This is a genomic window from Harryflintia acetispora (assembly GCA_004340125.1).
In the GTDB taxonomy this organism is placed as follows: Bacteria; Bacillota; Clostridia; order Oscillospirales; family Ruminococcaceae; genus Harryflintia; species Harryflintia acetispora.
The window spans coordinates 103224-126511 of record SLUK01000006.1; the positions used below are offsets into that span (position 1 = coordinate 103224).

General features: G+C 57.7%; 18 protein-coding genes and 1 tRNA gene. 5 read left to right on the forward strand and 14 right to left on the reverse strand.

Going from position 1 to position 23288, the window contains the following annotated elements; genetic code table 11:
* The first annotated feature begins 67 nt into the window (after positions 1-67).
* Together EDD78_RS08170 and fba are read left to right on the forward strand one after the other, a co-directional pair.
* Positions 68-1108 carry an SIS domain-containing protein gene (locus tag EDD78_RS08170; RefSeq protein WP_079698786.1) on the forward strand — a complete coding sequence of 347 codons (1041 nt, stop codon included), beginning with the start codon at positions 68-70 and terminating at the stop codon, positions 1106-1108.
* A 14-nt stretch (positions 1109-1122) separates the two neighbouring features.
* Entirely contained in the window at positions 1123-1968 is an 846-nt protein-coding gene (gene fba / locus EDD78_RS08175; protein ID WP_132084615.1) for a class II fructose-1,6-bisphosphate aldolase, read from the forward strand.
* 51 nt (positions 1969-2019) lie between these two features.
* Here fba and EDD78_RS08180 read toward each other — a convergent pair whose 3' ends face one another.
* The 7 genes from EDD78_RS08180 to EDD78_RS08210 all read right to left on the reverse strand — a co-directional run bounded on the left by EDD78_RS08180 (position 2020) and on the right by EDD78_RS08210 (position 10366).
* A complete protein-coding gene (locus EDD78_RS08180; RefSeq protein ID WP_132084616.1) occupies positions 2020-2775 on the reverse strand; it encodes a class I SAM-dependent methyltransferase in 756 nt (251 codons plus the stop codon).
* Positions 2776-2900: 125 nt separating this feature from the next.
* Positions 2901-3593, reverse strand: a complete 693-nt coding sequence (locus EDD78_RS08185) for a polyphosphate polymerase domain-containing protein (RefSeq protein WP_132084617.1) — start codon at positions 3591-3593, stop codon at positions 2901-2903.
* The gene (locus tag EDD78_RS08190; protein WP_286170804.1) at positions 3590-5005 is read right to left on the reverse strand and encodes a glycosyltransferase family 2 protein; all 1416 of its coding nucleotides are present in this window, start codon (positions 5003-5005) and stop codon (positions 3590-3592) included. The genes EDD78_RS08185 and EDD78_RS08190 overlap by 4 nt, the downstream gene beginning before the upstream one ends.
* Positions 4992-6128, reverse strand: a complete 1137-nt coding sequence (locus tag EDD78_RS08195) for a HEAT repeat domain-containing protein (RefSeq protein ID WP_132084618.1) — start codon at positions 6126-6128, stop codon at positions 4992-4994. Before EDD78_RS08195 ends, EDD78_RS08190 begins: the two co-directional genes overlap by 14 nt.
* The gene (locus EDD78_RS08200) at positions 6125-8254 is read right to left on the reverse strand and encodes a glycoside hydrolase family 113 protein (RefSeq protein WP_132084619.1); all 2130 of its coding nucleotides are present in this window, start codon (positions 8252-8254) and stop codon (positions 6125-6127) included. Before EDD78_RS08200 ends, EDD78_RS08195 begins: the two co-directional genes overlap by 4 nt.
* Before the next feature lie 18 nt (positions 8255-8272).
* Complete coding sequence (locus tag EDD78_RS08205; RefSeq protein ID WP_132084620.1) at positions 8273-9676, reverse strand: CotH kinase family protein; 1404 nt, start codon at positions 9674-9676, stop codon at positions 8273-8275.
* Between the two features lie 12 nt (positions 9677-9688).
* A complete protein-coding gene (locus EDD78_RS08210; protein WP_079698792.1) occupies positions 9689-10366 on the reverse strand; it encodes a DUF4956 domain-containing protein in 678 nt (225 codons plus the stop codon).
* 231 nt (positions 10367-10597) lie between these two features.
* On the opposite strand from EDD78_RS08210, the gene EDD78_RS08215 reads away from it, so the two are divergent.
* Positions 10598-11452, forward strand: coding sequence for a hypothetical protein (locus EDD78_RS08215; RefSeq protein ID WP_132084621.1), 855 nt, complete (start codon positions 10598-10600; stop codon positions 11450-11452).
* Between the two features lie 281 nt (positions 11453-11733).
* On the opposite strand, the gene EDD78_RS08220 is transcribed toward EDD78_RS08215, so the two are convergent.
* The 7 genes from EDD78_RS08220 to EDD78_RS08250 all read right to left on the reverse strand — a co-directional run bounded on the left by EDD78_RS08220 (position 11734) and on the right by EDD78_RS08250 (position 21094).
* Positions 11734-14001: a glycoside hydrolase family 2 protein gene (locus tag EDD78_RS08220; protein ID WP_132084622.1), complete on the reverse strand. Its 2268-nt coding sequence runs from the start codon at positions 13999-14001 to the stop codon at positions 11734-11736.
* A 22-nt stretch (positions 14002-14023) separates the two neighbouring features.
* Positions 14024-14869, reverse strand: a complete 846-nt coding sequence (locus EDD78_RS08225) for a carbohydrate ABC transporter permease (protein ID WP_132084623.1) — start codon at positions 14867-14869, stop codon at positions 14024-14026.
* Between the two features lie 5 nt (positions 14870-14874).
* The gene (locus tag EDD78_RS08230) at positions 14875-15771 is read right to left on the reverse strand and encodes a carbohydrate ABC transporter permease (protein WP_132084624.1); all 897 of its coding nucleotides are present in this window, start codon (positions 15769-15771) and stop codon (positions 14875-14877) included.
* A 61-nt stretch (positions 15772-15832) separates the two neighbouring features.
* A complete protein-coding gene (locus tag EDD78_RS08235; RefSeq protein ID WP_132084625.1) occupies positions 15833-17146 on the reverse strand; it encodes an ABC transporter substrate-binding protein in 1314 nt (437 codons plus the stop codon).
* Positions 17147-17359: 213 nt separating this feature from the next.
* Positions 17360-19138 carry a sensor histidine kinase gene (locus EDD78_RS08240; RefSeq protein ID WP_132084626.1) on the reverse strand — a complete coding sequence of 593 codons (1779 nt, stop codon included), beginning with the start codon at positions 19136-19138 and terminating at the stop codon, positions 17360-17362.
* Positions 19139-19142: 4 nt separating this feature from the next.
* Positions 19143-20675 carry a response regulator transcription factor gene (locus EDD78_RS08245; RefSeq protein WP_132084627.1) on the reverse strand — a complete coding sequence of 511 codons (1533 nt, stop codon included), beginning with the start codon at positions 20673-20675 and terminating at the stop codon, positions 19143-19145.
* A 337-nt stretch (positions 20676-21012) separates the two neighbouring features.
* Positions 21013-21094, reverse strand: a tRNA-Leu gene (locus EDD78_RS08250).
* A gap of 166 nt (positions 21095-21260) precedes the next feature.
* Here EDD78_RS08250 and EDD78_RS08255 point away from each other — a divergent pair.
* Positions 21261-22535 carry a condensation domain-containing protein gene (locus EDD78_RS08255; RefSeq protein ID WP_132084628.1) on the forward strand — a complete coding sequence of 425 codons (1275 nt, stop codon included), beginning with the start codon at positions 21261-21263 and terminating at the stop codon, positions 22533-22535.
* 12 nt (positions 22536-22547) lie between these two features.
* Positions 22548-23210: a DUF6320 domain-containing protein gene (locus tag EDD78_RS08260; RefSeq protein WP_132084629.1), complete on the forward strand. Its 663-nt coding sequence runs from the start codon at positions 22548-22550 to the stop codon at positions 23208-23210.
* Positions 23211-23288: the final 78 nt, after the last annotated feature.

Sequence of the window (23288 nt, forward strand, 5' to 3'; positions counted from 1 at the left end):
TAATGTTATAACAAACTTTGCCCGACCCGCACAGGGGTACGGCCGACCGTCGAAGGAGGCAGCGCAGATGTATCTGACCGAACAGGAAATCATGGGCACCCAGGAGGCGCTCATGCGCTCGTATGAGCAGATCGAGAGCCAGGAGCAGGAAATCAAACGCTTTTTTGAGGAGAACAAAAGCCGCAAGTTCGTCTTCATCGGCTGCGGCTCGAGCAACATGCTGGCCAAGAGCTGCGAACGGCTCTTTATCGCCCGTCCGGGGACCAGTGCGGTGGCGCTCGCCGGCGGGGATTACCTGGTGAACCCTGGCTACTACCGCGAGACCGTGAGGGACGCCATCGTGGTCGCGCTCTCCCGCTCGGGTCTGACCAGCGAGATTGTGCGCGGCCTTACGATCATGAAGAAGGAGCCGGGCGTCAAGGTGGTCTCGATCACCATGAAGGAAGGAAACGACGCGGCCGGTCTCTCCGACCTTGCGATCGTGCTGCCCTGGGCTTATGACAACAGCGTCTGCCAGACCCGCACGGTGGCGACTCTCTACGCGAGCGCCTTACAGCTGTGCGCCATCTGCTACGGCGACGAGGGCCTGAAAGCCGCCGTCAAGGCCGCCGCGGGGAGCAACAAGGCCCATCAGGAGAAGTGGCGCCCGTCCCTCGAGGAGATCGGCAAAAACGACTTTTCCGACGTGGTGGTGCTGGCCGACGGCCCGCTCTGCGGGATCGCCGAGGAGGGCGCGCTCGCCTTCACCGAGGTGGCGCTGGTGCCCGGCAAGTACTTCAACATGCTCGACTACCGCCACGGGCCGATCGTGCTCAATGGAAAGAAGACGCTGACCATCCTGCTGCTGCAGCCGGGCGAGACCAGCTATCAATACGCAATGGTCGAGGACCTCAAAAAGCACGGCGGCACCGTCGTCACGGTGGGCGACGCGGCGGGGAACCCCTGCTCGGCCGCGCTGCATGTGCAGATCGAGGGGATCGACCGCTTCGAGGCGTTCGGCATGCCGTTTATTTACGTCTGCCAGATGATCGCTCTTTCGCACGCGCTGGCCATCGGCGGCAACCCGGATGCGCCCACCGGACTGGACGCATACATCACCTTAAAATAACAGGAGGATTATCAATGCTTGTTACCACCAGAAAAATGCTCGACGACGCGCGGGACGGCGGCTACGCCATCGGCGCGTTCAACGCGGAAAATGCCGAGATGGTCTGGGCGATCGTGCGCGCTGCCGATGAGCTGCGCGCCCCGGTGATCATCCAGACCACCTCTTCGACGCTCAAATATTTCAGCCCCGAGATGTTCGCCGGCATGGTAAAGGCCGAGGCGCAGAAGACCGACGTGCCGGTGGCCCTCCATCTCGACCACGGCTCGAGCTATGAGCTCTGCTGCGCCTGTATAGCGGCGGGTTACACCTCGGTGATGATCGACGGCTCGGCGCTCCCGTTCGAGGAGAACATCGCCGTTTCCAAGAAGGTCGCGGACTACGCCAAGAGCTTTGGTGTGCCGGTGGAGGCCGAGCTTGGGCGCGTCGGGGGCAAGGAGGACGACGTGGTCGGGGTGGACGACCAGTACACCGACCCCAAGGAGGCGGTGGAGTTTGTCGAGCGCACCGGGGTCAGCTCGCTGGCGATCGGGATCGGCACCGCGCACGGGATTTACAAGGTCGCGCCCAAGCTGGATCTGGACCGCGCGGCGGACATCCGCAAAGTGGTCTCCATTCCGCTGGTGATGCACGGCGCTTCCGGGCTGGCCGACGAGGTCATGCAGGAGGGCGTGCGCAAGGGGATTGCGAAGATCAACTTTGCCACCGAGCTGCGCGTCGCCTTCTCCGAGGCGGTCAAGGCGTATCTTGAAAAGGATCCGAAGGTGTTCGACCCCAAGAAGTACGGCACCCCGGCGCGTGAGGCGGTCAAGGAGCTGGTCAAACAGAAGATGACGGTTTGCGGCTGCAACGGGAAGGCCTAATGGGAAAATGAAAAGGCCGCTGTGGATATTCCACAGCGGCCTTTTTTGTGCTCATTTCTTGTGGGCAAGGATCAGAAAGCGGTGAGCGGTCCCCTCGATTGGCCGGCCCGCTTCGAGTTGCTGTTGGAGCGCCAAAAGCCGTTCATAGCAGCCGTCCACCGAGAAGCCGGGGAACTCCCACTTGATGATCCGGCAATAGAAAGCCAGCGCCCCGACGTCGTAAAAGCGTTCGGGGAGGAAGGCCTCCTGCGCGCGCAAAATCTCGAATCCCTGCCCCTCGAGCGCGTGCACGTTATTTTGCAGGGTATGATGGGGGAAGGCGGGCTGAAAGTGCTCGATCAGCCTCTCGGAGAGGTCGCGGTTATTCTGCCCGCCCACCTGCTGGGTGAGAAAATATCCGCCGCGGCGCAGCACACGGCAAACCTCGGCGGGAGAGAAGGCCTCATGGCGGTTGATCACGAGGTCGAACGAATCGCCGGCGAAGGGCAGGCAATCATCCCCGGACACTTCTCCCACCGTGATCCCCAGCGGCTCCAGCACCCGGCGGCAGAGCGCGACATTGGGAGGGTACCCTTCGCTGACGCTGGTCAGCGCGTACGGGTGATGGAGCGAGAGCAGGAATTCGCCCCCGCCGGTGCCCATGTCGAGCAGCCTCTCATGCGGCCCGAGCAGGGAGAGCACCAGCGCCCGGTAGTCCCAAGGCGGGTCGCTAAGCTCCCACCGCCCGTCGAGATAAGAAAAATCCCAGCCCTGAAAGGCGTGGGATTCCTCCGCCTTCCAAAGCGCTTTATAAGTTTTTTTATTCATTTTTACTGCTCCTTTTTTGTTTTTTAACAAAAACGGTGCAGCCATATTGGAGCCCGGTTCAGCGCAATATCGGCCGCACCGGGCAGATAATTCGTTTCGTTTTCATGGATACCCCTCCGTTATGTTCAGATCAAGCCATAGCTCGCCAGCCGCCCCATACAGTATTTGCTCGCCGAGACCTGGGAGCGCTCGCACCCGCTGACCAGCTCCTTGAGGTACTCCAGCAAAAAGCCGTTGTATTTTACCTCCAGCACCACCTGACCCTGGTTCATCACCGGATAGAGCGCCAGGCGGGGGTCGAACAGGCTAAGGCAGCTTTCACTGGCCCGGATGTCCCGGTCAAAGGTGATCCGGGTGTCGTTTTCCCGGGCGGTGTAGGCCTCCCGCCGGTACTCGATGACCGCCTTGGGCCGGTAGCCGCGCATGGTGAGCAGCGCGTAGCATTCGTCGGCGAATTCGTCGTGCAGGTCGAGCAGCGGGGCGTATACGCCCCGGCAAAGGGACAGGGCGGCTTCCCTCCCAAGGCGCAGCGAGCGCTTGAGCTGATATTCACCCTCCTTTTGCTTGAGCTCCAAAAAAGCGAAGTCCGCCGCAGGATCATAGAGCCGCAGCCGCAGCTTGCGCCGCAGCTGCACGCCGTCGAGCTTTTCAAAATAGTCGGCATCGTGCAGGGTGTCGAAGTATAGGGAGCGGATCGTGTAGCCGTCCCGGCCGGTGTGCGCATCCTTGTGCAGCAGCGCCTCGAAGCGCCCGCGCAGCCGGAAGTATTCCTCCTGGGGCAGCAGAAATTTGCGCTCGTAGCGTAGTACCTCCCTCATGCCGAGGCCCCCTTTTCATCCCCGCCAAAACGGGTGCGCTGGATACGTCCCCAATTTTTGGAGTATTTTCGGTAGCCGATAATCCCGGAGAGGCTGAACAGGGCGATGAGCTGCCGGTAGCCGAAGTTTTCCAGGATACAGACCAGCACCGCCTTGAGGTAATCCCCCTTGGGCAGCTTGGTGCGGAAGGTGAACACCCGGGTGAAGAAGGCGGCGATGGAGAGCACCGCGCCGAAGAGCAGGCTCCACAGATAGTACGCGAGCATGAAGGGGACGTTGACCATCCCCAGGTAGTAGGCCACCCCGACGAAGGCGAGGCCCACGATCTGGATCAGCGGGGAGAGCAGCTCAAAGAGGATGTAATAGAGGAACGAGAAGGTGCCCACCGGTCCGAACTTGGGGTTGAGGATGAGGCTGCGGTGCTTGGCGATGGACTGGAACATGCCGATATGCCAGCGGCGGCGCTGCTTCCTCAAATCCCCCAGCGTGGAGGGGGCCTGGCTCCAGCACACCGCGTCCGAGGCGTATTTGATCGAGTAGGGCAGGCGGCTGGCCCGGCAGTATTCATGCAGGCGGATCACCAGCTCCATATCCTCGCCCATGGTATTGGTGTCGTAGCCCCCGGCCTGGATGACGGTCTCCTTTTTGAAGAGTCCGAAGGCCCCGGAGATGATCAGGTTGCCGTTGAAGAGGTCGAAGAACATGCGGGAGGCCAGGAAGGAGCGGTCGTACTCCATGACCTGGAGCATGGCCCACAAGTTTTTGGGCAGGCGGTAGCTGACGAGCTTCCCGTTTTTGAGCACCGCGCCGTTGGCGATGCGAACCAGCCCTCCGACGGCCACCGTGCGGTCGTCCTCCAGCACATACTTGGCGATGGCCTCCAGGGCGTCGTCGAGCACCGAGTCGGCGTCCATGGCGATGAAATAAGGGTACTTGGAGGCGTTGATCCCCATGTTGAGCGCATCGGCCTTGCCGCCGTTTTGCTTCTGGATGAGGGTGAGGGGCACCTTCTGCCCCTGGGTTTCAAAGACGCTCACCACCTCCTTGCAGGGCACCCGCCGCCGGATGGGGCGCTGCACGCATTCCATCTGGAAGTGCTCGATCAGCCTCTGGGCAGTGCCGTCGGTGGAGCCGTCGTCCACCACGATGATCTCATAGAGCCGGTAGTTCTGGCTGAGCAGGGAGAGCACCGTGTCCACCACGGTCAGCTCCTCATTGTGGGCGGGAACGATGATGGTGATGGGGACGTAATATTCGTGCCGGAAGGAGTTGCGCATCTCGATGAGCTCGCTGCGCCTGGCGATCTGGGCCACCCCCACGATCACCGAGAGGAACAGAACGCTGGAATAAGCCAGCATGTAAAGGAGGAAAAACGAATTCACGCCCTGGGTGAGGGTCTCAAGAAACGACAAGGCTTTTGCCTCCTTTCCGGGTCTCGGGCGCGGCGCCCGAGAGCTGGCGGCGCTCCAGCATGTATTGCAGGATTTCCCGCGCGTACCGGTCCTCGCCCTCGAGCGCCGGGCGGTAGGCCGACTCGGGCAATCCCATGGACACCAGGCTCTCCGCCGCGTTGTAGCGCACGTACCAGTTGTGGGCGCCCAGCGCTTCGAGCAGGGCGTCTACCGTCTCCCCGCAGGGATACGCGCGCAGCGCGGAGGCCGACACCGCCGCGTACTCCCACAGGCCGCCCCGCGGCTTTTCCAGGAAGGCGAGCATGCGCCGGTAGGCCCCTTCGTCGCGGCAGCGCCCGTAGTAGCGCAGGATGGCGTAGCACAGCTCATCGTCGGTGGCGGGGTCGTCCAGCAGGGGGAGCAGCTCCCGGCAGTAGTCCGCCCCAAGCAGCCGCATGAAGTCCACCAGCGCCAGGCGGATGTCCGGCGTGAAGGAGCCGAACTGCCCCCAGAGCTGGGCGCAAAGCTCCTCGCGGTCTCCTTTAAAAGAGAGCAGCCCGTCGCAGAGCAGCTTCTGGCTGTGATGCACATCCTCCCGGCTCATCCGCTTGAGGGCCTGGACCACCCCTTTGACGCTCCCGCCCCGGTACAGGGCGGTCAGGGCGTTTTCCCGGCAATAGATCGAGCCGCGCTGGGCGGTGCAGGCGAGCAGGAAGGGCAGGGCGGCCGGGATGTCCTGCCGGCAGGAGGCCAAGAGCCAGGCGAAGGAGGCGCGGTACATCTTCTGCTTGCGGCCATAGTACTGGCACAGCCGCCCGAACATCGCGCCCGACCGGGAAACCCACAGGGCGAAGCGCGCGTCCCCGTCCGCGCTGTAAGCATCCGCCAGGACGCAAAAGGCCAGCACGTCGCCGATCGAGCGCAGCCGGCGGTACAGCTTATGCTGGGTGGCTTCCTCCTGCTCGCGCCCCTGCCCGAGCAGGGAAAGCTGCCTTTCCAGCAGGGCTTTGAGGCGGGCCTCCCGCCGGCCGCGGGCGCGTTGGCGGTGCGAGGCGGTCAGCATGATCCATAAATCGAACAGGATGGCGCACAGGCTGATGAGCAGATAGAGGTTGAGCAGAGTCCAGATCCAGCCGGAGGTCATGACGCCGCCTCCCCTGCGGCCCACATCTCCTGCACGATGTAGTAGGAATCCTTGAGCCGCTCATGATAGGTGACCTTGTTGCCCCAGCCGCGCAGGGGCGTTTCACCCAGTTCGATGGTTCCCTCTCCCGTGCCGACGCCCGCCCAAAGGCTGTGCAGGCGCAGGTTTTCCACCCCGTAGTGGGCGTAGTAATCGTCGTGGATCTCCATGTCGGAGGGATTGGAGAAGTTGAGCAGCTGCCAGGGCAGGCGCAGCTCCACGAACCCCTCGCCGTAACAGAAGTCCGCCAGGGAGAGGAAGTTTTCGCTGTTCGGGTTGCCGTTGCCGTGCACCAGCTTGCCGGTCTCGTAGGTGGGCATGTTCATCTTGGGCTGCTCCACGCTCGGAAAGAGGGGAGAAACCTGCAAAATGAGCCTGATGGGCACAAAGTCCGGGGTGTCGGCGGCGGGCGGGAACTCGTAGGGGTCGAGCCCCTTCACCTGGTGGAGGTACATGGCGCGCAGACAGTCGTAGCGCTCCTGGACCAGCACCCGGGAATTGCCGCTCCCGTCCAGCACCACCAAAAAGTCGGCCGGCCGGTCGAAGGAGAGGGCGGGGGAGGCGCAGACGGCCGAGCCGGTCTTTTGCGTGGTGTCGATCGGCAGATAGACCGCCCGGTCCTCGCGCGCGCCCCGCACGAGGAAGTAAAGGTACTTCTCGTCATATTTGACGGACAGGGAGAGCCCTTCCCCCTCGCTGACGGGGGCGCTGCCGGCCCACTCCTCGTCGTCCCCGTCCACGTAGCAGACGCTGCGCTCCCTGCCGGGGTCGAAGGAGAGCAGGCCGAAATACTGCTCGTTGGTCTGGTAATCGCTCCAATAGGCGGTCTGGGTCAGGTCCACCGCGTGCATGGTGTTCCAGGTGCGCTTGAACCACTCGTCCTGCCAGGTGAAGATGACGCTCCCGGCGCAGCCGGCGGCCATGATGTCCTCGTAGCAGGCGGCGATCGCCTCACCCTGCGCGCGCTCGGACAGGTCCCCCTGGTTGTAGCCCCGTCCGTAATCCACCTGGGCCATCCCCCGCGAGGAGGGCACGCCGAACTCCGAGATGACCACCGGCATGGCGTGGTGGTCGGCGAGGGTCTTGAGATAGGCCCGATAGGTGTTGCTCTGCCCCTTTTCGTCCAGGTATCCGGCCAGGTCGGGGCTGTGGCGCAGATAGTCGGGATAGTAGGGGTAGACGTGGTAGGAGGCGAACTGCCCGGAGCAAAAGGCCTCGGTGGTCTTGACCTGCTCCACGTCCACCTCGGCGAACTTGAGAAACAGCCTGGAGGTTTCCTCATCGTAGGTCATCGGGTCGGTGGTGGGCCAGTTGGCAAAGGCGATGAGCCGCTGCTGCTTGTAGCGCCCGGCCTCGTACGCGGCCACGGTGTCCCCCAGTCTGGCCAGCATGCTTTCAAAGGGGGTGGCCTCGTCTGTGGCGTAGAAATAGGTTCCCCGGTAGGGAGCGGATTCCTCCCGCATATGGTCGGTGAAGGCCACGGTCAGGTCCTCCCACTCCACGCCCAGGATGTAGCCCAGCACCCACTTTGACACGTCATAGCGGTAGCGCCCGTTGCCCCGGTTCGGGTCGTAGGACACGTTGCGGCGGCCGTGGATGACGTCCACCACCCGCTTGGCGTCCTCCAGCAGCGGGTCGAGGAAATCCGGGTCGTAGGCGTCGATGTGCGAGTTCTGGGAATAGTCGTTGACCCACAGGCCCTGGATGAGGTAGAGCGGGTCGGGATTATCCTGGTTGTATTCGAGGAAGGCCTCGTAGAAGGCGGGGGAGTTGATGGTGTAGATCCGCACGGTATTGGCCCCCATCTCCTGGATCTGCCCAAACCAGCGCAGGTATTCCTCGCGGGTGATGGCGAACTCGGTGGCGAAGTGCCCCGGCTTGCCGACGCCCAGATCCACCCCGCGGATTTCAAAGGGCGCGGGGCCGTCCCCCCGGTCCACCAGGATTTCCCTGCCGCTGGTGCCCGTGAAGCTGGATATGGCTTCGTCCGGACGCCAGTCGATGTAGTAGCTGGTGTGGTAGATCAGATAGTTCCCGGCCAGCAGCACCAGGACGGCGGCGGCACACAGGATGAGGAATTTGCGCATGGGCGGCCACTTCCTTTCTCAGTGCTGAAATTTCTTGACGGCGGAGGGGTGGGAGTATTGCCGGAGCAGCTCGATGTTCTGGTCCAGCCAGTCGCCCCGCCGGCGCAGGAAGTCCTTCATCTGTGCGAGGGCCGCCCCGTAGCTGTCAAGGTTGCGCTGCGCAGGCTCCAGCAGGCCGTACTCGGGCCTGAAGGTGTAGCCCCAGACCGCGAAGTTGCGCTCGATTGCCGGGCCCAGGTAGGCTGCCACGTCGTCCACATAGCTTAGCAGGTATTCTTCGGAGAGCACCGTGCGCCGCAGCTGTCGATAGCGGTCGATCACCCGCTGGGTGAAGCGCTCGTCCTTGAGCAGCATGAAGTACCACAGATCGTCCGGGAAGGCGAAGCCGGTGGCGTCGTAGGCGGTCTCGATGTAGTTGTCCAAGGCGTTGTTGAAGTCCCACACCGGGCCGATCGAGAGCTTCCCGCCCAGGGGCTTGCACAGATAGGTGGAGTACCGCGCCGCGTCGTAGTTTTGGAAAAACTCGTTGAGCACCATGTAGTCGACGAAGGAATCCACGTCGATATAGCCGCCGTATCCCAGCACTGGGTCGTCGTAGTCCAGGGAGTAGAGCGCCTTTTCAAATTGGCTGACGTCCCGCTCGATGTATTTTGCCTGCTCGGGCGTACAGGTCTTGCCGGAGGGGTAGACCACGTTGAGCTTGCTCTGGGTGCGCAGGGTGTACAGGGAGAAGTTGTCGAGCTCCACGCTGCCGCCCCGGTCCAGGCGGACAATATAGGAGGTGTCGGGCCGGTTCTGGGGCGACTTTGCCAGCCCTGCCTGGGCGCGCGAGACGCTCTGCATCATCACGTAGACCCCCCGGTATTCCCCGTCCACGAAGAGCTCGCAGAAGCGCACCTGCGGAGTGTTCTCCAGCACCTGGCCGCAGATGTTCATCAGCATATAGTTGCGCATGAGGGTCTTGTCCAGGAAGGGGCCGTTTAAAATCCACTCGTCCTCCTTGGGCATGCCCAGCATCTCGTGGGAATCGCGCTCTCCCGCCCCGTCCACCAGCTTGAGGCGGAAGGATTTTTTGTCAAAGTGCAGCGAGGAGTTGCCCCGGTAGCGCAGCAGAACGCCGCTCTCGAGCGCCGGGGGATCGCCCGGGCGGTTGTCCCCCGCGCCGCCGTCCACCACCCGGAGCGTTCCGAGGAGGGTGCTGCCGTCCCGCTTTTCGCCGGGGATTTCCTGACCCCCGGCGTCGAGGGTGACGATGGGCAGGTGGGTATGAAATTCCGTGATCTTCGGCATGTCCGCCGAGGGGCCGGGCGCCTGCAGGTGCTGCTGATAGCGCTCCAGATGGCTGCGGCTGTACCCGGAGACGGCGAGGGCCAGCACCACCGCGCCGGCGGCGGCCAGCAGGCCGCACAGTGCTCTGCGCATGGCAATCTCTCCTTAACCGCTGACCTCGTCGCTCTGGGCGACCAGATTGACGTACTCCACCCGGCCGACCGCATAGAGGCGGTCGGTGATCGACTCGCTCTTGTGCCCGGCGTTGCGCAGGGCCTTGCGGGACAGCTCGTAGATCAGCTCCACCGTATCCGGGGTGGTGTTCTTGACCTTGAGGTTGGCAAAGGTGGAGTAGTACAGGTAGACCACCGATTCCACCTCCGCCTGCGCGGTGCGCGCGGCGCGGATGATGAGCAGCATCCGCTCGTCGTTGCGCACCCGGCCCAAAATCAGCAGCAGCACGAAGACCAGCGCGGAGCCGACCGCGGCCACCAGGTAATCCCCAGCGCCGCAGCAGATCCCCACGATGATGGTCCAGAAGATGTAGGCCGTGTCCCGTGAATCCTTGATCGCGGTGCGGAAACGCACGATGGACAGAGCGCCCACCATGCCCAGGGAAAGCGCCAGGTTGTTGCCGATGACCGTCATGACGGTGGTGGTCAAAACGGTGAGCATCACCAGCGAGACGTTGAATTTTCGGCTGTAGACGGTGCCCGCGTGGGTGTACAGGTAGGACAGGAAGATGACAAGCCCCATGACCGCGGCCATGGCCAGGTTGATCAGAATGGTCTGCCAGGTCAGGTCCCCCGTCTGCTGCAATAGATTGTATAGCGCAGTTTTCATTTAAATTCCTCCATCAACACCGGCAAAGTGTTGTCAAAGTCAAGTGAAATGGATATAATCATACTTATGGAAATCCCGGACTCCTCCGGCCCCGGCACAGCCCTTTGCACAAAGCAAATGGGGCCGGGGCCTCCATCTTTGTCCCCTTTCTCCAGGTCCACGGGCCTCCGGAGAGCGTTGTCAAAAGTATAAATTTGTAACAGGGAATGCACAAAAGAAAGGGGGAGACGGATGAAACGCGGATGGATTTGGCTGGCGGCGCTGCTCCTGATAGCGGCGGTCCTCGTCCTCCTGCCCTGGCGCGGCCCCCTTGTTCTGGGCGACGGCCTGTTTTCCTGGGGAGGGGAGGTTCTTGAGCCGGCGCGGCGCGCCGGGCTATTGGATACCCTCCACCGGCTGGAGGCGGGCGACCTCTATCAGGAAATACCGGAAGGGGAGGAGGAACAGGCCGTCTCCTTCCTCTGCGACATGGAGAAGGCCGGCGTGCAGGTCCTGCTGCTGACGGGCCGTCCGGAGTGGGGACTCGACCCTCAGGCCGCCGCGCTCAAGGAGGAGGTGGACCGAGCGGCTGCTCTCGCCAAACGTTCCGGCGGCGCGCTGGAGGGCCTGATGGTGGATGTGGAGCCCTATCTCACGCAGTCTTGGGAGGAGGACGAAGCCCGGGTGATGGAGGGGTATGTATCCGCAATGGTTGCCGCGCGCCAGTACGCCAATAGGCAGGGGCTCGCCCTGCTCGCCTGCATCCCCTACTGGTACGACAACGACCATAGTGAGGCTCTCGCGCGGCTCATTGAGGAGGGCTGCGACGGGGTGGCGGTGATGAATTATTACCGCTCCGGAGAGGCTTCGCATATCCAGGCCGAGGCCGACCTGGCGCGCGCCGCAAAAAAGCCGGTGGTGTGCATCTTCGAGTTCCAGCCTCCGGGCGTGCACGGCCTCACCGAAGAGAGCACCTATTACGCCGACGGCCTCGCAGCCGCCCGGCAATCCTGGGAGAAGGTGCGCCGTGCGGTGGACTACGACGGCATGGTCCTGGGATACCACTGCTACGATCCAATTAGAGTGTTGATCGAGCGCATAGAATAGCCATTTAATGGGATTTCATCCGCCTGGATGTATAACAAATCTAGTATATCACTTTGCCGGTGTCAGAGCAATTTCTCCAATCAATTTTATAGAAGGAATCATAGAAAAACATCCCCTTTGGACGTGACCGTCCGGGGATGTTTTTTAAGGATCGGAGCACGGGAGGCTATTTTATAGTTATGTGCCACGGCAGCATTTCGCTACTGGGATAGATAAAACAAGCGCGGGCGAAGACTTACCTTCGCCCGCGCTTGTGATGGCAATACCTGTTATAAAAAATATTAAAGCACCAAAATATCCTTTTGTGGCTCGAGCCGTAAGCAGAAAACCTGGTCCGGGATGCTGGTGTTCAAAGCGCGGACCGTCACGGTGGCCTCCATTTTTTTATTAATTGGAGTGGTTTTGACCCAAAAGCCGATGGAGCCGCCGACTACCGCGATGGTTTTGGGACCGATGACCTTGAGCCCTTCGCTGACCTCGACCTGCACGACCCCGTTGTAGAAGGGCAGCAAATTTTGATTCTGGTCCAGGAAGCGGCAGGCGAAACGTGTGCTGTCCACCACGGTGTTATTGAGGACAAGATCATCCGGGGTAACCGCCAACCCGGCCAGATGGGCATCGCGGGAGTAGGTCCTGCGGGCGGCTTCTTTGCCGTTTAGGTAGCCGATGATGGCGCCGCCCTCCCAGATATCCTGCCAGCGGCCGGGATCCTCATCTACGATAATGGGCGGATGCGCCAGTCCGCAGTAAGACAGGCTGGGGAAGAATTTACCGATGCTGCGTCCATAGGCCTCCACCTCGATATAATCGCAGTTGGTCAGCACAGCGAAGGGAATGGGCCGGTTGTCATCGTTTTCGCCCCGCGCGAAGACGGTGGCGGGTTCCAGTACAATTTCCTTTTGTGGGGATACCTGGCTGCGGTAGACCTGAGCGGCATATTTGGGGATACGGAACATGTCCATGACGCCGTGATAGCAGATCTTATCTCCCGAGCCGTAATCGCCATGGGTATTATAGTCGAAGGCGCACCAGCCAATGGCGCCCATGGCGTCCTTGCGCAGCATGTTGGCGCTCTGCACCGCCGCATGGATTTGCACATGGCGCATCTGCTTTTCCTCACAGTCGAACGGCTTTACCGGGAAAACATGTCCGCAGTACTCGCTTACCAGGTAAGGGACTTTGTGGGTCAGTCCGGTGACCTTCTGCTGATTGAGCAACACCACCTCGCGGTAGTGCTTGACCGGATGGGAGTAGTGGATAAAATCGTTGAAGGTATAGACATCCTCGATCAGATGGCTGTTCGTAATACAGCGCACGCCGGTGGTGGCACGGGAGGTATCCAGGCTCTTGGCCAACTCGTTGGTCTGGGTATAGAATGCATCGTCGTCGTCCGATTCATTGATCCGTATGCTCCAGATGAAGATGCTCGGGTGGTTGTATTCCACAGTGATCATATCCCGGATGTTTTGCAGGGCATTTTCCTTGAAGGCCTCACCGCCGATATAGCCCCAACCGGGCATCTCGGAAAATACCAACAGGCCCAACTCGTCGCAACGGTCCAAAAAATCCTCCGACTGCATGTAGTGCGAGGTGCGCACGGTGTTTACATGCAGGTAATTGCGCAGGATTTCTGCGTCCTTCTTCTGGGCGCGGGCGGGCATGGCGTAGCCGCTGTAGGGATAGGACTGATGGCGGTCCAGGCCCACCAGCTTGACTGCCCGGCCGTTGAGATAAAAGCCCTCTGGCTTGCACTCCACCGTGCGAAAACCGATGCGCAGGGTATGGCGGTCCAGCGCGGCGCCGTCTTTATACAGCGTTACCCTCACGGTGTAGAGATGCGGGTCCTCGAGATCCCAAAGCGTTGGCTTTGAGAAGGATTCCCCTGCCAGGGTGGCTGTGCTGCCGCCCTCTTCCACAGTAACGCTGCGCTCCCAGCGCTTGACACAGCGGCCATCCTCCAAAAGTTCCAGATGTAAAACGCCTTCAAAGGCGTCGGCCTTATTTTCAAGATGGACCTCGGGTGCCATCTCGGCATCGCCGCCGGTTAACCGATATCGAAACAGTACGGTATCCAGCCAGGCCTGCGGGAGAAAATACAGATTAACATCCCGGTAAATGCCGCCATATGTGAGATAGTCGATGGTATAGCCGAAGGGAGGAATGTCCTTGTCCTCCCGGGAATCCACCATGACCACCAACGTATTTTCACCCTTGGCCATCCATTGGGTGATGTCGCACCGCCAACGGGAGTAGCCGCCGCGATGCTCGCCCGCCAGAGCGCCATTGACATACAGCTTGTGCTGCGTCATCACGCCTTCAAACTCGATGACAGCGTTTTTGCCTTCACACTCCTGCGGCACGGTGAATTTTTTGACATAGGTACAGCAGAGCGCCGTCTCATCGTGGCTAAAGCAGTTGTAGGGCAGTTCCTTCACAGTGTGGGGCAGATCGATGCATTCATAATCTGCAAGGTTTTCTCCCGCGATATCGTTTTCATTGAAGTCGGGTTTAAAATACCAGCCCGGATTCATATTCCATTTGGATTGCATAATGACCTCCTGATATGTTTTGTTATTTGACCGCTCCGGTCATGCCCGCCACGAACTCCTTCTGCATGAGGAAATAGACCAGCGCCGAGGGCAAGGTGGCGATCACGATGGCGGTCATCAGCGCGCCATAGTCCGCCGTGTACGATTGGCCCAGGGCGGACAGCACCATCGGCAAGGTGCGCACCTGTGGGGACTGAGCCACCAGCAAGGGCCAGAGATAATTGTTCCAGCTGTTCATAAAGGAGACAATGGCGCCGGTGGCGAAGGTGGATCGCATCACCGGAAAGAATATTTTAAAAAAGATTGCCCATTCGCCCAAACCGTCAATTCGGGCGGCCTCCGCCAGCTCTTTGGAAAAGCTTTTGGCATTCTGGCGGAAGAAGAAAATGAGGAATGCGGTGGAGACCGAGGGCAGAATCATCGCGCCCAGGGTATTGAGGCCGACCAGCTTCAGGACCGGGATCTTGTTCATCTGGGCGAACATACGGTATAACGGCACCATTATGGAACTAAAAGGGATCATCATGGTAAGCAGAAGAATGTTAAACAGCTTTTCCCGTTTTTGGCTTCGATACATGGTAAAGCTGTAGCCCGCCAGTGAACAGACAAGCAGTGAAAGCAACGTGGTGACAACGGTCGTGATGATGGTGTTGCTAAGCCCTGTCACAAACCCCTTTTCCGGCTGCAGGAGGGTTTGCAGATTATTCCATAATGCGCTGCCAAAGGTCATCTTATTGCGCATCACATCGGACGAGGTGTTGGTGGCACCGATGATCATCCATAAAAACGGGAATGCGCATAAGAACGAGACGAAACACAAAAACACATATTCAATTGCCAGGATCACTTTTTTCTTGGTTTTTCCCATGGATATCACTCCTTGTCTCCGACCCGCATTTGCAGCGCGGAGAGAATGGCGATGATGATAACGACCACCAATGCGATCGCGGAGGCGTACCCAAACTCCGACACATAAGAAAAGCATACGTTGTATATGTAACCGGAGATGGTGATTGTGGCATTTGCAGGGCCGCCGTTGGTGATATTCTTCACCTCGTCGAACAGCTGCAGCGTACCGATGGTGGAAGTGATGCTGGTGAAAAGAATCACAGGGCGCAGCAGCGGTGCGGTAATATAGCGCATCTTCTGCAGGGAACCGGCGCCATCCAGGTCGGCCGCTTCGTAGATGGAGGGTTCAATGTTCTGCAGCCCGGCAATGTAAAACATGGCGTTATAGCCGGTCCAGCGCCAGGTGATGACGATAATAATGAGCATTTTCGACCAGAATGCGTCGTTGAGCCACAAAATCGGCTCGCTGATCAGACCGCATTTCGTCAGCAGAGTGTTAAACAAGCCCTCGTTGGCAAAGATGGTTTTCAGCACCAATGCATACGCCACCGAGGAGGTGATGCACGGCAGGAAGATAGCGGTGCGAAACAGCCCCTTGAAGCGCAGGTCCTTATTTTGCAGCATGGAGGCAATAATCAGGCCCAGGATTAGCATGATAGGGACCTGGATAATCAGGTATAAAAATGTGTTGAAAAAGGCTTTTTTCAGGGTTTCATCCTGCAGCATTCGTTGGAAATTTCCCATTCCCGCAAAGGAGAGCTGGTTTCCCTTGCCTGACATGAATGCCAGGCGGAGCGCATCGACGACGGGATAGAATGTAAAAACAATGATCAGCGCACTCGCCCCTGAAACAAACATCCAACCGGTGCGGTTTAATTTTTTTTCCAGTGGGCCTTTGGCGATTTTGGATTTTTCTCGCATGGAAATCCTCCCCCGTGAAAAGGCTGCGGTCCCGTAAAACGGTCCCGCAGCCTGATTATAATCAGCCAATTTGACCGATTTGAGCGGCGCGGGATTCGATGGCGGACAATGCCGCATCAATATCCCCGCCCTGCAGGACAGTCTGGAGCTCTTCCTCAACGATATCGTCGATGTTATAGGTATTAATGCCATACGGGACCTGTGGAACCAGCTCGGCCCAAGCGGCGAAATCTTCCCAGATCTTCTGGTTGCCGAAGAAAGCGTCCTGTGCCTCATAGTTGGTGAAGCTGCCGTCGCTTTTGTGCGAGCTGAACAGGCCGATTTCGTTGACCAGTTCGTTCAGGAATCCAGTATCGCTCGCAAAGGTCTCTTTTAAGAAATTCTCGGCCACATCCGCGTTTGCTACCTTATCCACGACATACCAGGAGGAGCCGCCCACATTGGAAGCATTTACGGCTCCCTCTACATGGTCCATGCGGGGAATGGGCTTTAGGGCCCATTTGCCGCTCTGATCCTCAGCGGTCTTGATGGTGGCGCTGATCCAACAGCCGTCAACGATGGTGGCAAGGTCCCCGTTTTGAATACCGCGCACCTTTTCATCCCAGCCTGGGAAATTCATGACGATGCCGGCATCCATCAAATCTTTATATACCTGCATGGCCTCTTTGATCACCGGATTGCCCGCGATATTTAAGGAGGTGTTGTCCTCGTTTACATACCAGGTGCCGGCTGACTGCATCAGAATTTTCATTAGGGTTAAGTCGCCGCTGGTCTGTTCCAGCATGCTGACGCCAGTCGCTTCCTTTACTTTCTTGCCTATCTCGATATATTCGCTCCAGGTGATATTGTTCAGATCTTCGCCGGTGTACCCGGCCTGTTCCAGAAAATCCACACGATAGAACATACCGCATACGGCACTGTCAAAAGGAACGCCATAAATTTTTCCATCGCGGGTAAAGGCGCTCAGTTTGTAGGGCATCCAGTCGTCTGCGTTTATAATACTGGACAGATCGCGCAGCGAACCGGGGAAAACGTCCAGATAGCCGCCCACCCTGTAATCTTCGATCAAAACGATGTTGGGCAGGCCGTCATAACTTTCCGCCGCAAAGGCGGTATTCAGCTTCTGGACAACATCATTGAGCGACTGGCTGATCACGGTTAAAGTCACATCAGGGTGCTCAGCCTCATAGCGTTCCTTTGCGAGGCGCAACGCCTTCACATTAAAATTGTCGTCCCACGCCCAGGCGGTAATTTCTGTTTTACTTTCGTCGGCCGTTTTTCCGGCATTGGAGCCGGAGGTGGAACCGCCGCAGGCCGGCAGGCACAGTGCTGCCGCCGCAGCCAGCAGCAGAGCAAGTAGTTTCCTGATCCTCATGAACCTTCCTCCTCTTATGGCCAGAAATTTGTCGAATCTTTCTGTAATGCGCGCTCATTACCTGTGCTTTCATTATAGTGTGTCGTCCGAAACAAGCGGTAGGATCAATTTTGGTCAAAATAGGATTGGTTTGAGGATATAAAATAAAATAACACAGTTTATATATTTAATTTTGTTAACTTTAACCAATTAATCTTAGCGGCAATGCAGAGATTACTGATCCCCGGCGGGCAGATGGATTGTCACACAGGTGCCGCCCCCCACACTGCTGGAAATTGACACTCCGAAGTTTTCCCCGTATAACAGCTGCAGCCGCTCATTCACATTCCGTATGCCAATGCTCTCCCTTTCCTGGGCGCTATGTGAGGTTACTGCTTCCTGTGAGGAGAAGCCGCATCCGTTGTCAATGATCTCGCAGACCAGCTCGCCCTTTTTTACACGCGCAAAGATGCTAACCAAGCCGCTGTCGTTCTCCTCCGGGAACGCGTGGAAAAATGCATTTTCCACAAAAGGCTGCAGCATGAGCTTGGGGACGAGGCAGTCCTTTGCACTTTCCTCGCAGTGGAATTGCAGGGAAATGCGGTCGCCAAAGCGGATTTTTTGTAAGAAGGCATAGCTCTCCACGCTGGCGAGCTCCCGCTCCAGCGTGATAAATTCCTGGTCGCTGCTGATATTGCTGCGCAGCAACAGCGTAAGCATATCGAGCGCCTTTTCCGCATTTTGGTTTTCACCGTGTATGATCAGAAACTTGATGGACGCAAGGGTATTGTAAATAAAGTGGGGGTCCAGCTGCATGCGAAGGCTGCGTATTTCCATCTTGCGTTTCTGCCGTTCCTTTTCCTGTAAAGCCCCGACATAGGACTCCGCCCGTTGGGCCATCCGGTTGTAAGCGGTTCCCAGCTGCCGTACCTCATATCCTCCCTTGATCTGGATGGGCATGAACATTTCCTTTTCCTTCGCGTGTTCCATATGGCGGATCAGCTGCCGCAGCGGTGCAAACCGGAACTCAAGCCGTGTGAAAAGCACGAGCAGCATCGCAAGGATGACCAGCAGGCAGACGAATAACGTTTCATAGAAACTTTCGCGTACATGCTGCACCACCGTCTGATTGTCGATGATGGCGATGGCATGAAGCCCCCAGTTGCTGATCGGGACGGAAACGAGATGCACCTTTGCCTCCTGAAAGAAGGCTTCTGCAAAAGCAAGGTCCTGCTGTTCCGCCGCACGCGCGGTTTTTAACAGCTGTGGGAAGGAGCGGCCGATCAGTGTCTCGTCCTCGGCGCTCACGATAATTCCCTCGTCGTTGAGAAGCATCAGACGGCTTGAAGCGTTGCTCAAGGCGGTGTAAGCGCTTTTTAGCTGCCCCTGCCGCACGACAACATAGGCAAATCCATAAATTTCCCTGTTTCCTCTGCTTCGGAGCGTTTTGGACATCAGTATGCAGTTGTGGTCCACGTCCCATTCGGACGGCCCGTTTTGTATGAAAATATATTCCGGCTTGTTGGAAGTACTCTGTCCCTTGTAAGAGGCTGCCTTTTGAAGAAAAAATTCTTCGGTTACAGTGGAATACGCATAAGATTTTTTTACCGCCCCCTTCACATCGGTTAAAATCAGCGGCCAGGAGAAACCGTTCTCTCCAATAAAATCCAGCTGTTTGAGCAACGTCGTCAGCTGGTAGGACGCCTGTCTCGCTTCCAGCGTAGTGGCGTCCTGCGTGGTGAGAAAAGATTGCACGGCCCAGCCGCTTTGCAGTGCGTACAAAAGAGAGGAATGCTCCTGCGTCCATTCGGCAAAAGCCTCCTGCACCTGCCCCAGGCTCTGCTTACTTGAATAGCTGATGGTATCCAGATGGAGCTTCTGAGAATTGTTCCAGGAAATCGCCATGGTCAAGGTGCACGCAACGACCACCCCAGCCACGGTAAGAAGCAGAACCTCCAAAAACAAGCTGTTCGCCTGGACAATTTTTAAAAAACGTCTCTGGTTCGTTTTCATATATTCACCTCTGTCTTTTCTGGTACTGCTTGCGGTAAGCGGTGGGCGTCACACCAAGACTTTTTTTAAAAACGCGTGAGAAATAACTATTGTCGGTATAGCCTACCTGCGCGCCCACCTCAGCCACGGAGAGTATGTTTTCCTGGAGCAGTTGCTGAGCCTTTTGAATGCGCACGGTGTTCAGATACTCTGTAAAGCTCTTTTGGTAATGCGTCGTAAAATAGGCTGACAAATAATGATAGTTAAAACTGAACTGTTTGGCCAGATCATATAGGGAAAGCTGCTGCGCATAGTGCGTTTCAACATAATCCAGGATCATTTCCTCTGACGGCTTTTTTTTGACGATACAGTATTGCTGCAGCTCTTCGGCCAGCTGCTCCGTCAGCTGTAGCAATTCGCCGGAAAAACGTGTATTGCTGATGCGTACGATCAGGTTCCGGCGCAGCTCCACCGTATGTTCCAGCGGAAGCTCGGCCTCTTCGAGATAGTCGATAATTTGGTATACGATATTAGAGAGAAGGGCCTTTAATTTTAGCTCTTCCATGGAGGCGGTGGAAAGAATATCCCGGGTATACTGAACCATCGCGTCGAGGGCGTCCAGCATGCGCCCCTGTTCCAGTAAAGCGCTGAAATGCTGCACATCCCAGGGAACCCTTTCCTGAAATCCGGTTCTGAGGGAAGCCTCCTCGATGAAATAATCCTTGTGATGATAAAAACGCTGCTTGAGTGTTGCAGCATATCCATTTTTCCAATGCTGGTACAACTCAGACCAGTGGCCGATCGCATCGCTATACACCCAGAACGAGTCCCCAAGGGAATGCTCCATAATCACCGCAACCCGCCTTGCGGCCATGGCATCCCGCCGCTCAAACTCTGCTGATGTATTGATCAGCAGAACCAGCCTCCTGTTTTCAAACTCGGCCACGGTAGTACAGCGGCCTGAAAAGCATTCCTGCGCCGCCTTACGCAGTAAATCGCAACAGCGGCCAAGATCCGGCGCCTTGTCAAAGACATAGGGCACATCCATGGCCAAGAGCCTGTACTGCGGACCCGGGAAAAAAGGCCCTGGATCCGCCGCAAGATTTTCAGACATCCCGGCCAATAGCAGGCCCAACAGGCTTTCCGCTGTCGGACGAAAAGAAGGTACAAAATGACAGGATGGTATTTTTGATGCGATCCTTTCCAGAAGGGTCAGCAGCTCGTCCGCCCGTAGCGTGGGCTTGAGCACATAATCAACCGCCCCATACTGAAAACAGTCGCGGACATATTCAAAATCACTGTATCCGCTCAAAACAATTACGCGTATATCAGGGAAGCGCATCTGCAATGTTTTGGTCAGTTCCACGCCGTCCATCTGCGGCATTCGGATATCGGTAAGTACAATGTGCGGCCGAGCTTGTGCGATTAGCTCCAGGGCCTGTTGGCCATTGGCCGCCTCCCCTGCGATCTCAAACCCGTACGCAGCCCAATCGACCAGGTAGTGAATCGACTGACGGGTTTCATATTCGTCCTCAACAAGAAAAATTCTGCATTTCATGAAATCTCTCCTGTTCCTATTTCAAAAACCCTTGTCCCCTTAATCCGGCAAAATGTCTGTTTCTTCGCGTTTGCTTCCAGTATAGCATACATGATACAAGGGTTGTACAGATCGGGGGGAGTTTGCTTCTTTTTATTTGTTGGGGAAAAGAATAATTGTGCAGGTGAGAAAAAATGATCATTATCTGTTTTTCAGTATAAGGATGATCGTGTCGATCTTTCCATCGGGTAATGATGCTGTTAACATAAAAAACACGTTTAAGCGATTCGCTTAAACGTGTTTTTGCGGCAGTAGACGCACAAAAATCCGAACCCTATGGGTTCGGATTTCATGTTGTTGGTGCGGGAGATGGGACTTGAACCCACACCCCGAAAGACTGGCTCCTAAGACCAGCGCGTCTGCCATTCCGCCACTCCCGCACAGATACAAATTATACTAGCATATTTTTTGGCGGCGTGTCAACTGGGGAGCGCCGCGAAGTTTTAGAGATCATTTACATCTTAGCAGTTGTTTTACGAGGGAGCAGCTACTATAATAGAAACAGATACCGGGTTCGGCAATCAAGGAAAAGCAGGAGCGCGCCTCATGGAGAAAAAATACCGCGAATATTACTGGAAGCGCCTGGACAACGCGGCCAAGGCCTTCTCGGCGATTTCCAATAAAAAGAACACCAACGTCTACCGCTTGAGCGCCGTCCTGCGCGAGGAGGTGGTCCCCGACCTGCTGCAGCAGGCGGTGGAGCGCACCTTGGTGGATATTCCATCCTTTTGCGTCAAGCAGCGCAAGGGCTTTTTTTGGTATTATCTCGAAAGCAACTTCTCAAAGCCCCTCGTCCAGGAGGAGCGAACCTATCCTTGTCTTAGGATCGAGCGGATTCAAAACAACGGCTACCTGTTCCGCACCTCCTACTTCGGGCGCAAGATCAGCCTCGAGATTTTTCATTCCCTGACCGACGGGACCGGGGCCTTGATGTTTTTGCGCCGGCTGCTCTATCACTACCTTGCCCTGGCGCACCCTGACCGGGACCTGGGTGAGTGTCCGCTCTTCGAGGGGAGCTGCCACCCCAACGAGTTCGAGGAGGACAGCTTCATCAAAAACTATTCCCGGGATTCGGAGAAGGAGAGCCACACCACGGCGGCGGCCTTCCGCCTGCGCGGGCCGCTGCTGGAAAGGCGGGTCACGAGAGTGATCACCGGGGTGCTGCCGGTGCGGCCGATGCTCGCTTTATGCAAGAGCGCGGGCGCCACCGTGACCGAATACATGACCGCGCTGCTGCTGCGCTCGATCTATCTGGGCGGCAATCCGAAATTTCGGCGGGATAAGCCGATTGTGATCTGCATCCCGGTCAACCTGCGCAGCTTCTACCAGTCGCACACCCTGTGCAATTTTTTCTCCTACCTCAACATCGGAATGACCTTCGACCGGGACTACACCTTTGAGGAGGTGCTGGAAAGGGTCAAAAAGTCCTTCAAGGAGGAGCTGTGCCAGGAGCGCCTCGCGCAGAAGCTGCGCTACAACGTCGAGGCGGAGCGCAACCTGCTCGTGCGCTTCATCCCGTTATTTATCAAGCGGATCGGCCTGCGGGTCATTCACCGCCGGGGTGAGCGGGGGCAAAGCTGCGCGCTCTCCAACCTCGGGGTGGTCACCCTGCCACAGGGGATGCAGGAATTTGTCGAGCGCATGGACCTGTTGGTGAGCATCTCTTCACTCAAGCCGGTCAAGGCGGGGATGGTGAGCCTTGGGGACAGGATGAGCTTCACCTTCACCAGCTCCCTGGTCTCGGCCGATGTGCAGCAATACTTTTTCAGCTTTCTCGCGCAAAAGGGGATCGACTGCGAGATCGTGCACAATGAAATCTGAGGAGGCGGCGGGATGACCTATTGCAAGCGCTGCGGCGTGAGAGCGCAGGGCGAGGACGAATACTGCGTGCTCTGCGGCGCCCCGCTCGAGAGCTTGGGCGGGGAAGAGGCGCCGCTCTATCCGCATATCAAGTTTTCCAACCGCATGCGCTACCTGCTGCGTGTGCTGGCGATGGTCTCGGTGGTGCTGGTGGCGCTCTCACTCTATTTCGATTATGTCGCCGACAGCGACACCATCTGGTCGCTGATCGTGCTCGGGGCCACCATCTATGGCTGGACCAGCTTCCTGACCGCCCGGCGCTCCTTCAAAAACGTGGGGCTGATGATCTTCATCCAGCTCATCGCCATCTCGGTGCTCGGCTATGTCATCGACCTTTCCACCGGCAACCACGGCTGGATGCTCGGCTACGTCATCCCCTTTCTGATCATCGCCGCGCAGGGGATCATCACCTCGGTCATGCTGGTGCGCCCGCTCCTGTTCCGGGACTTCGTGCTCTACCAGTTCATGATCGGAATTTTGGGGATCCTTTCGATTTTGCTGATGGTCTTCGGCCTGACCACGGTGTGCTGGCCCTACATCACGGCCTGCATTTATTCGGCCGTCATCCTGGTGGGCACCATCCTGTTGGCCGACCGCAAAACCAAACAGGAGATGGTCAAACGGTTCCACTTTTAAAAAACAAAAGAAAATGACCCATAGTATAGCTTACTATGGGTCATTTTTATATGCCGTCTGGTCGTTTTGGGCCGCAAA

Coding starts and splice junctions, on each gene's coding strand:
- EDD78_RS08170 (WP_079698786.1), top strand. CDS start 68: ATGTATCTGACCGAACAGGAAATCATGGGCACCCAGGAGGCGCTCATG.
- fba (WP_132084615.1), top strand. CDS start 1,123: ATGCTTGTTACCACCAGAAAAATGCTCGACGACGCGCGGGACGGCGGC.
- EDD78_RS08180 (WP_132084616.1), bottom strand. CDS start 2,775: ATGAATAAAAAAACTTATAAAGCGCTTTGGAAGGCGGAGGAATCCCAC.
- EDD78_RS08185 (WP_132084617.1), bottom strand. CDS start 3,593: ATGAGGGAGGTACTACGCTACGAGCGCAAATTTCTGCTGCCCCAGGAG.
- EDD78_RS08195 (WP_132084618.1), bottom strand. CDS start 6,128: ATGACCTCCGGCTGGATCTGGACTCTGCTCAACCTCTATCTGCTCATC.
- EDD78_RS08200 (WP_132084619.1), bottom strand. CDS start 8,254: ATGCGCAAATTCCTCATCCTGTGTGCCGCCGCCGTCCTGGTGCTGCTG.
- EDD78_RS08205 (WP_132084620.1), bottom strand. CDS start 9,676: ATGCGCAGAGCACTGTGCGGCCTGCTGGCCGCCGCCGGCGCGGTGGTG.
- EDD78_RS08210 (WP_079698792.1), bottom strand. CDS start 10,366: ATGAAAACTGCGCTATACAATCTATTGCAGCAGACGGGGGACCTGACC.
- EDD78_RS08215 (WP_132084621.1), top strand. CDS start 10,598: ATGAAACGCGGATGGATTTGGCTGGCGGCGCTGCTCCTGATAGCGGCG.
- EDD78_RS08220 (WP_132084622.1), bottom strand. CDS start 14,001: ATGCAATCCAAATGGAATATGAATCCGGGCTGGTATTTTAAACCCGAC.
- EDD78_RS08225 (WP_132084623.1), bottom strand. CDS start 14,869: ATGGGAAAAACCAAGAAAAAAGTGATCCTGGCAATTGAATATGTGTTT.
- EDD78_RS08230 (WP_132084624.1), bottom strand. CDS start 15,771: ATGCGAGAAAAATCCAAAATCGCCAAAGGCCCACTGGAAAAAAAATTA.
- EDD78_RS08235 (WP_132084625.1), bottom strand. CDS start 17,146: ATGAGGATCAGGAAACTACTTGCTCTGCTGCTGGCTGCGGCGGCAGCA.
- EDD78_RS08240 (WP_132084626.1), bottom strand. CDS start 19,138: ATGAAAACGAACCAGAGACGTTTTTTAAAAATTGTCCAGGCGAACAGC.
- EDD78_RS08245 (WP_132084627.1), bottom strand. CDS start 20,675: ATGAAATGCAGAATTTTTCTTGTTGAGGACGAATATGAAACCCGTCAG.
- EDD78_RS08255 (WP_132084628.1), top strand. CDS start 21,261: ATGGAGAAAAAATACCGCGAATATTACTGGAAGCGCCTGGACAACGCG.
- EDD78_RS08260 (WP_132084629.1), top strand. CDS start 22,548: ATGACCTATTGCAAGCGCTGCGGCGTGAGAGCGCAGGGCGAGGACGAA.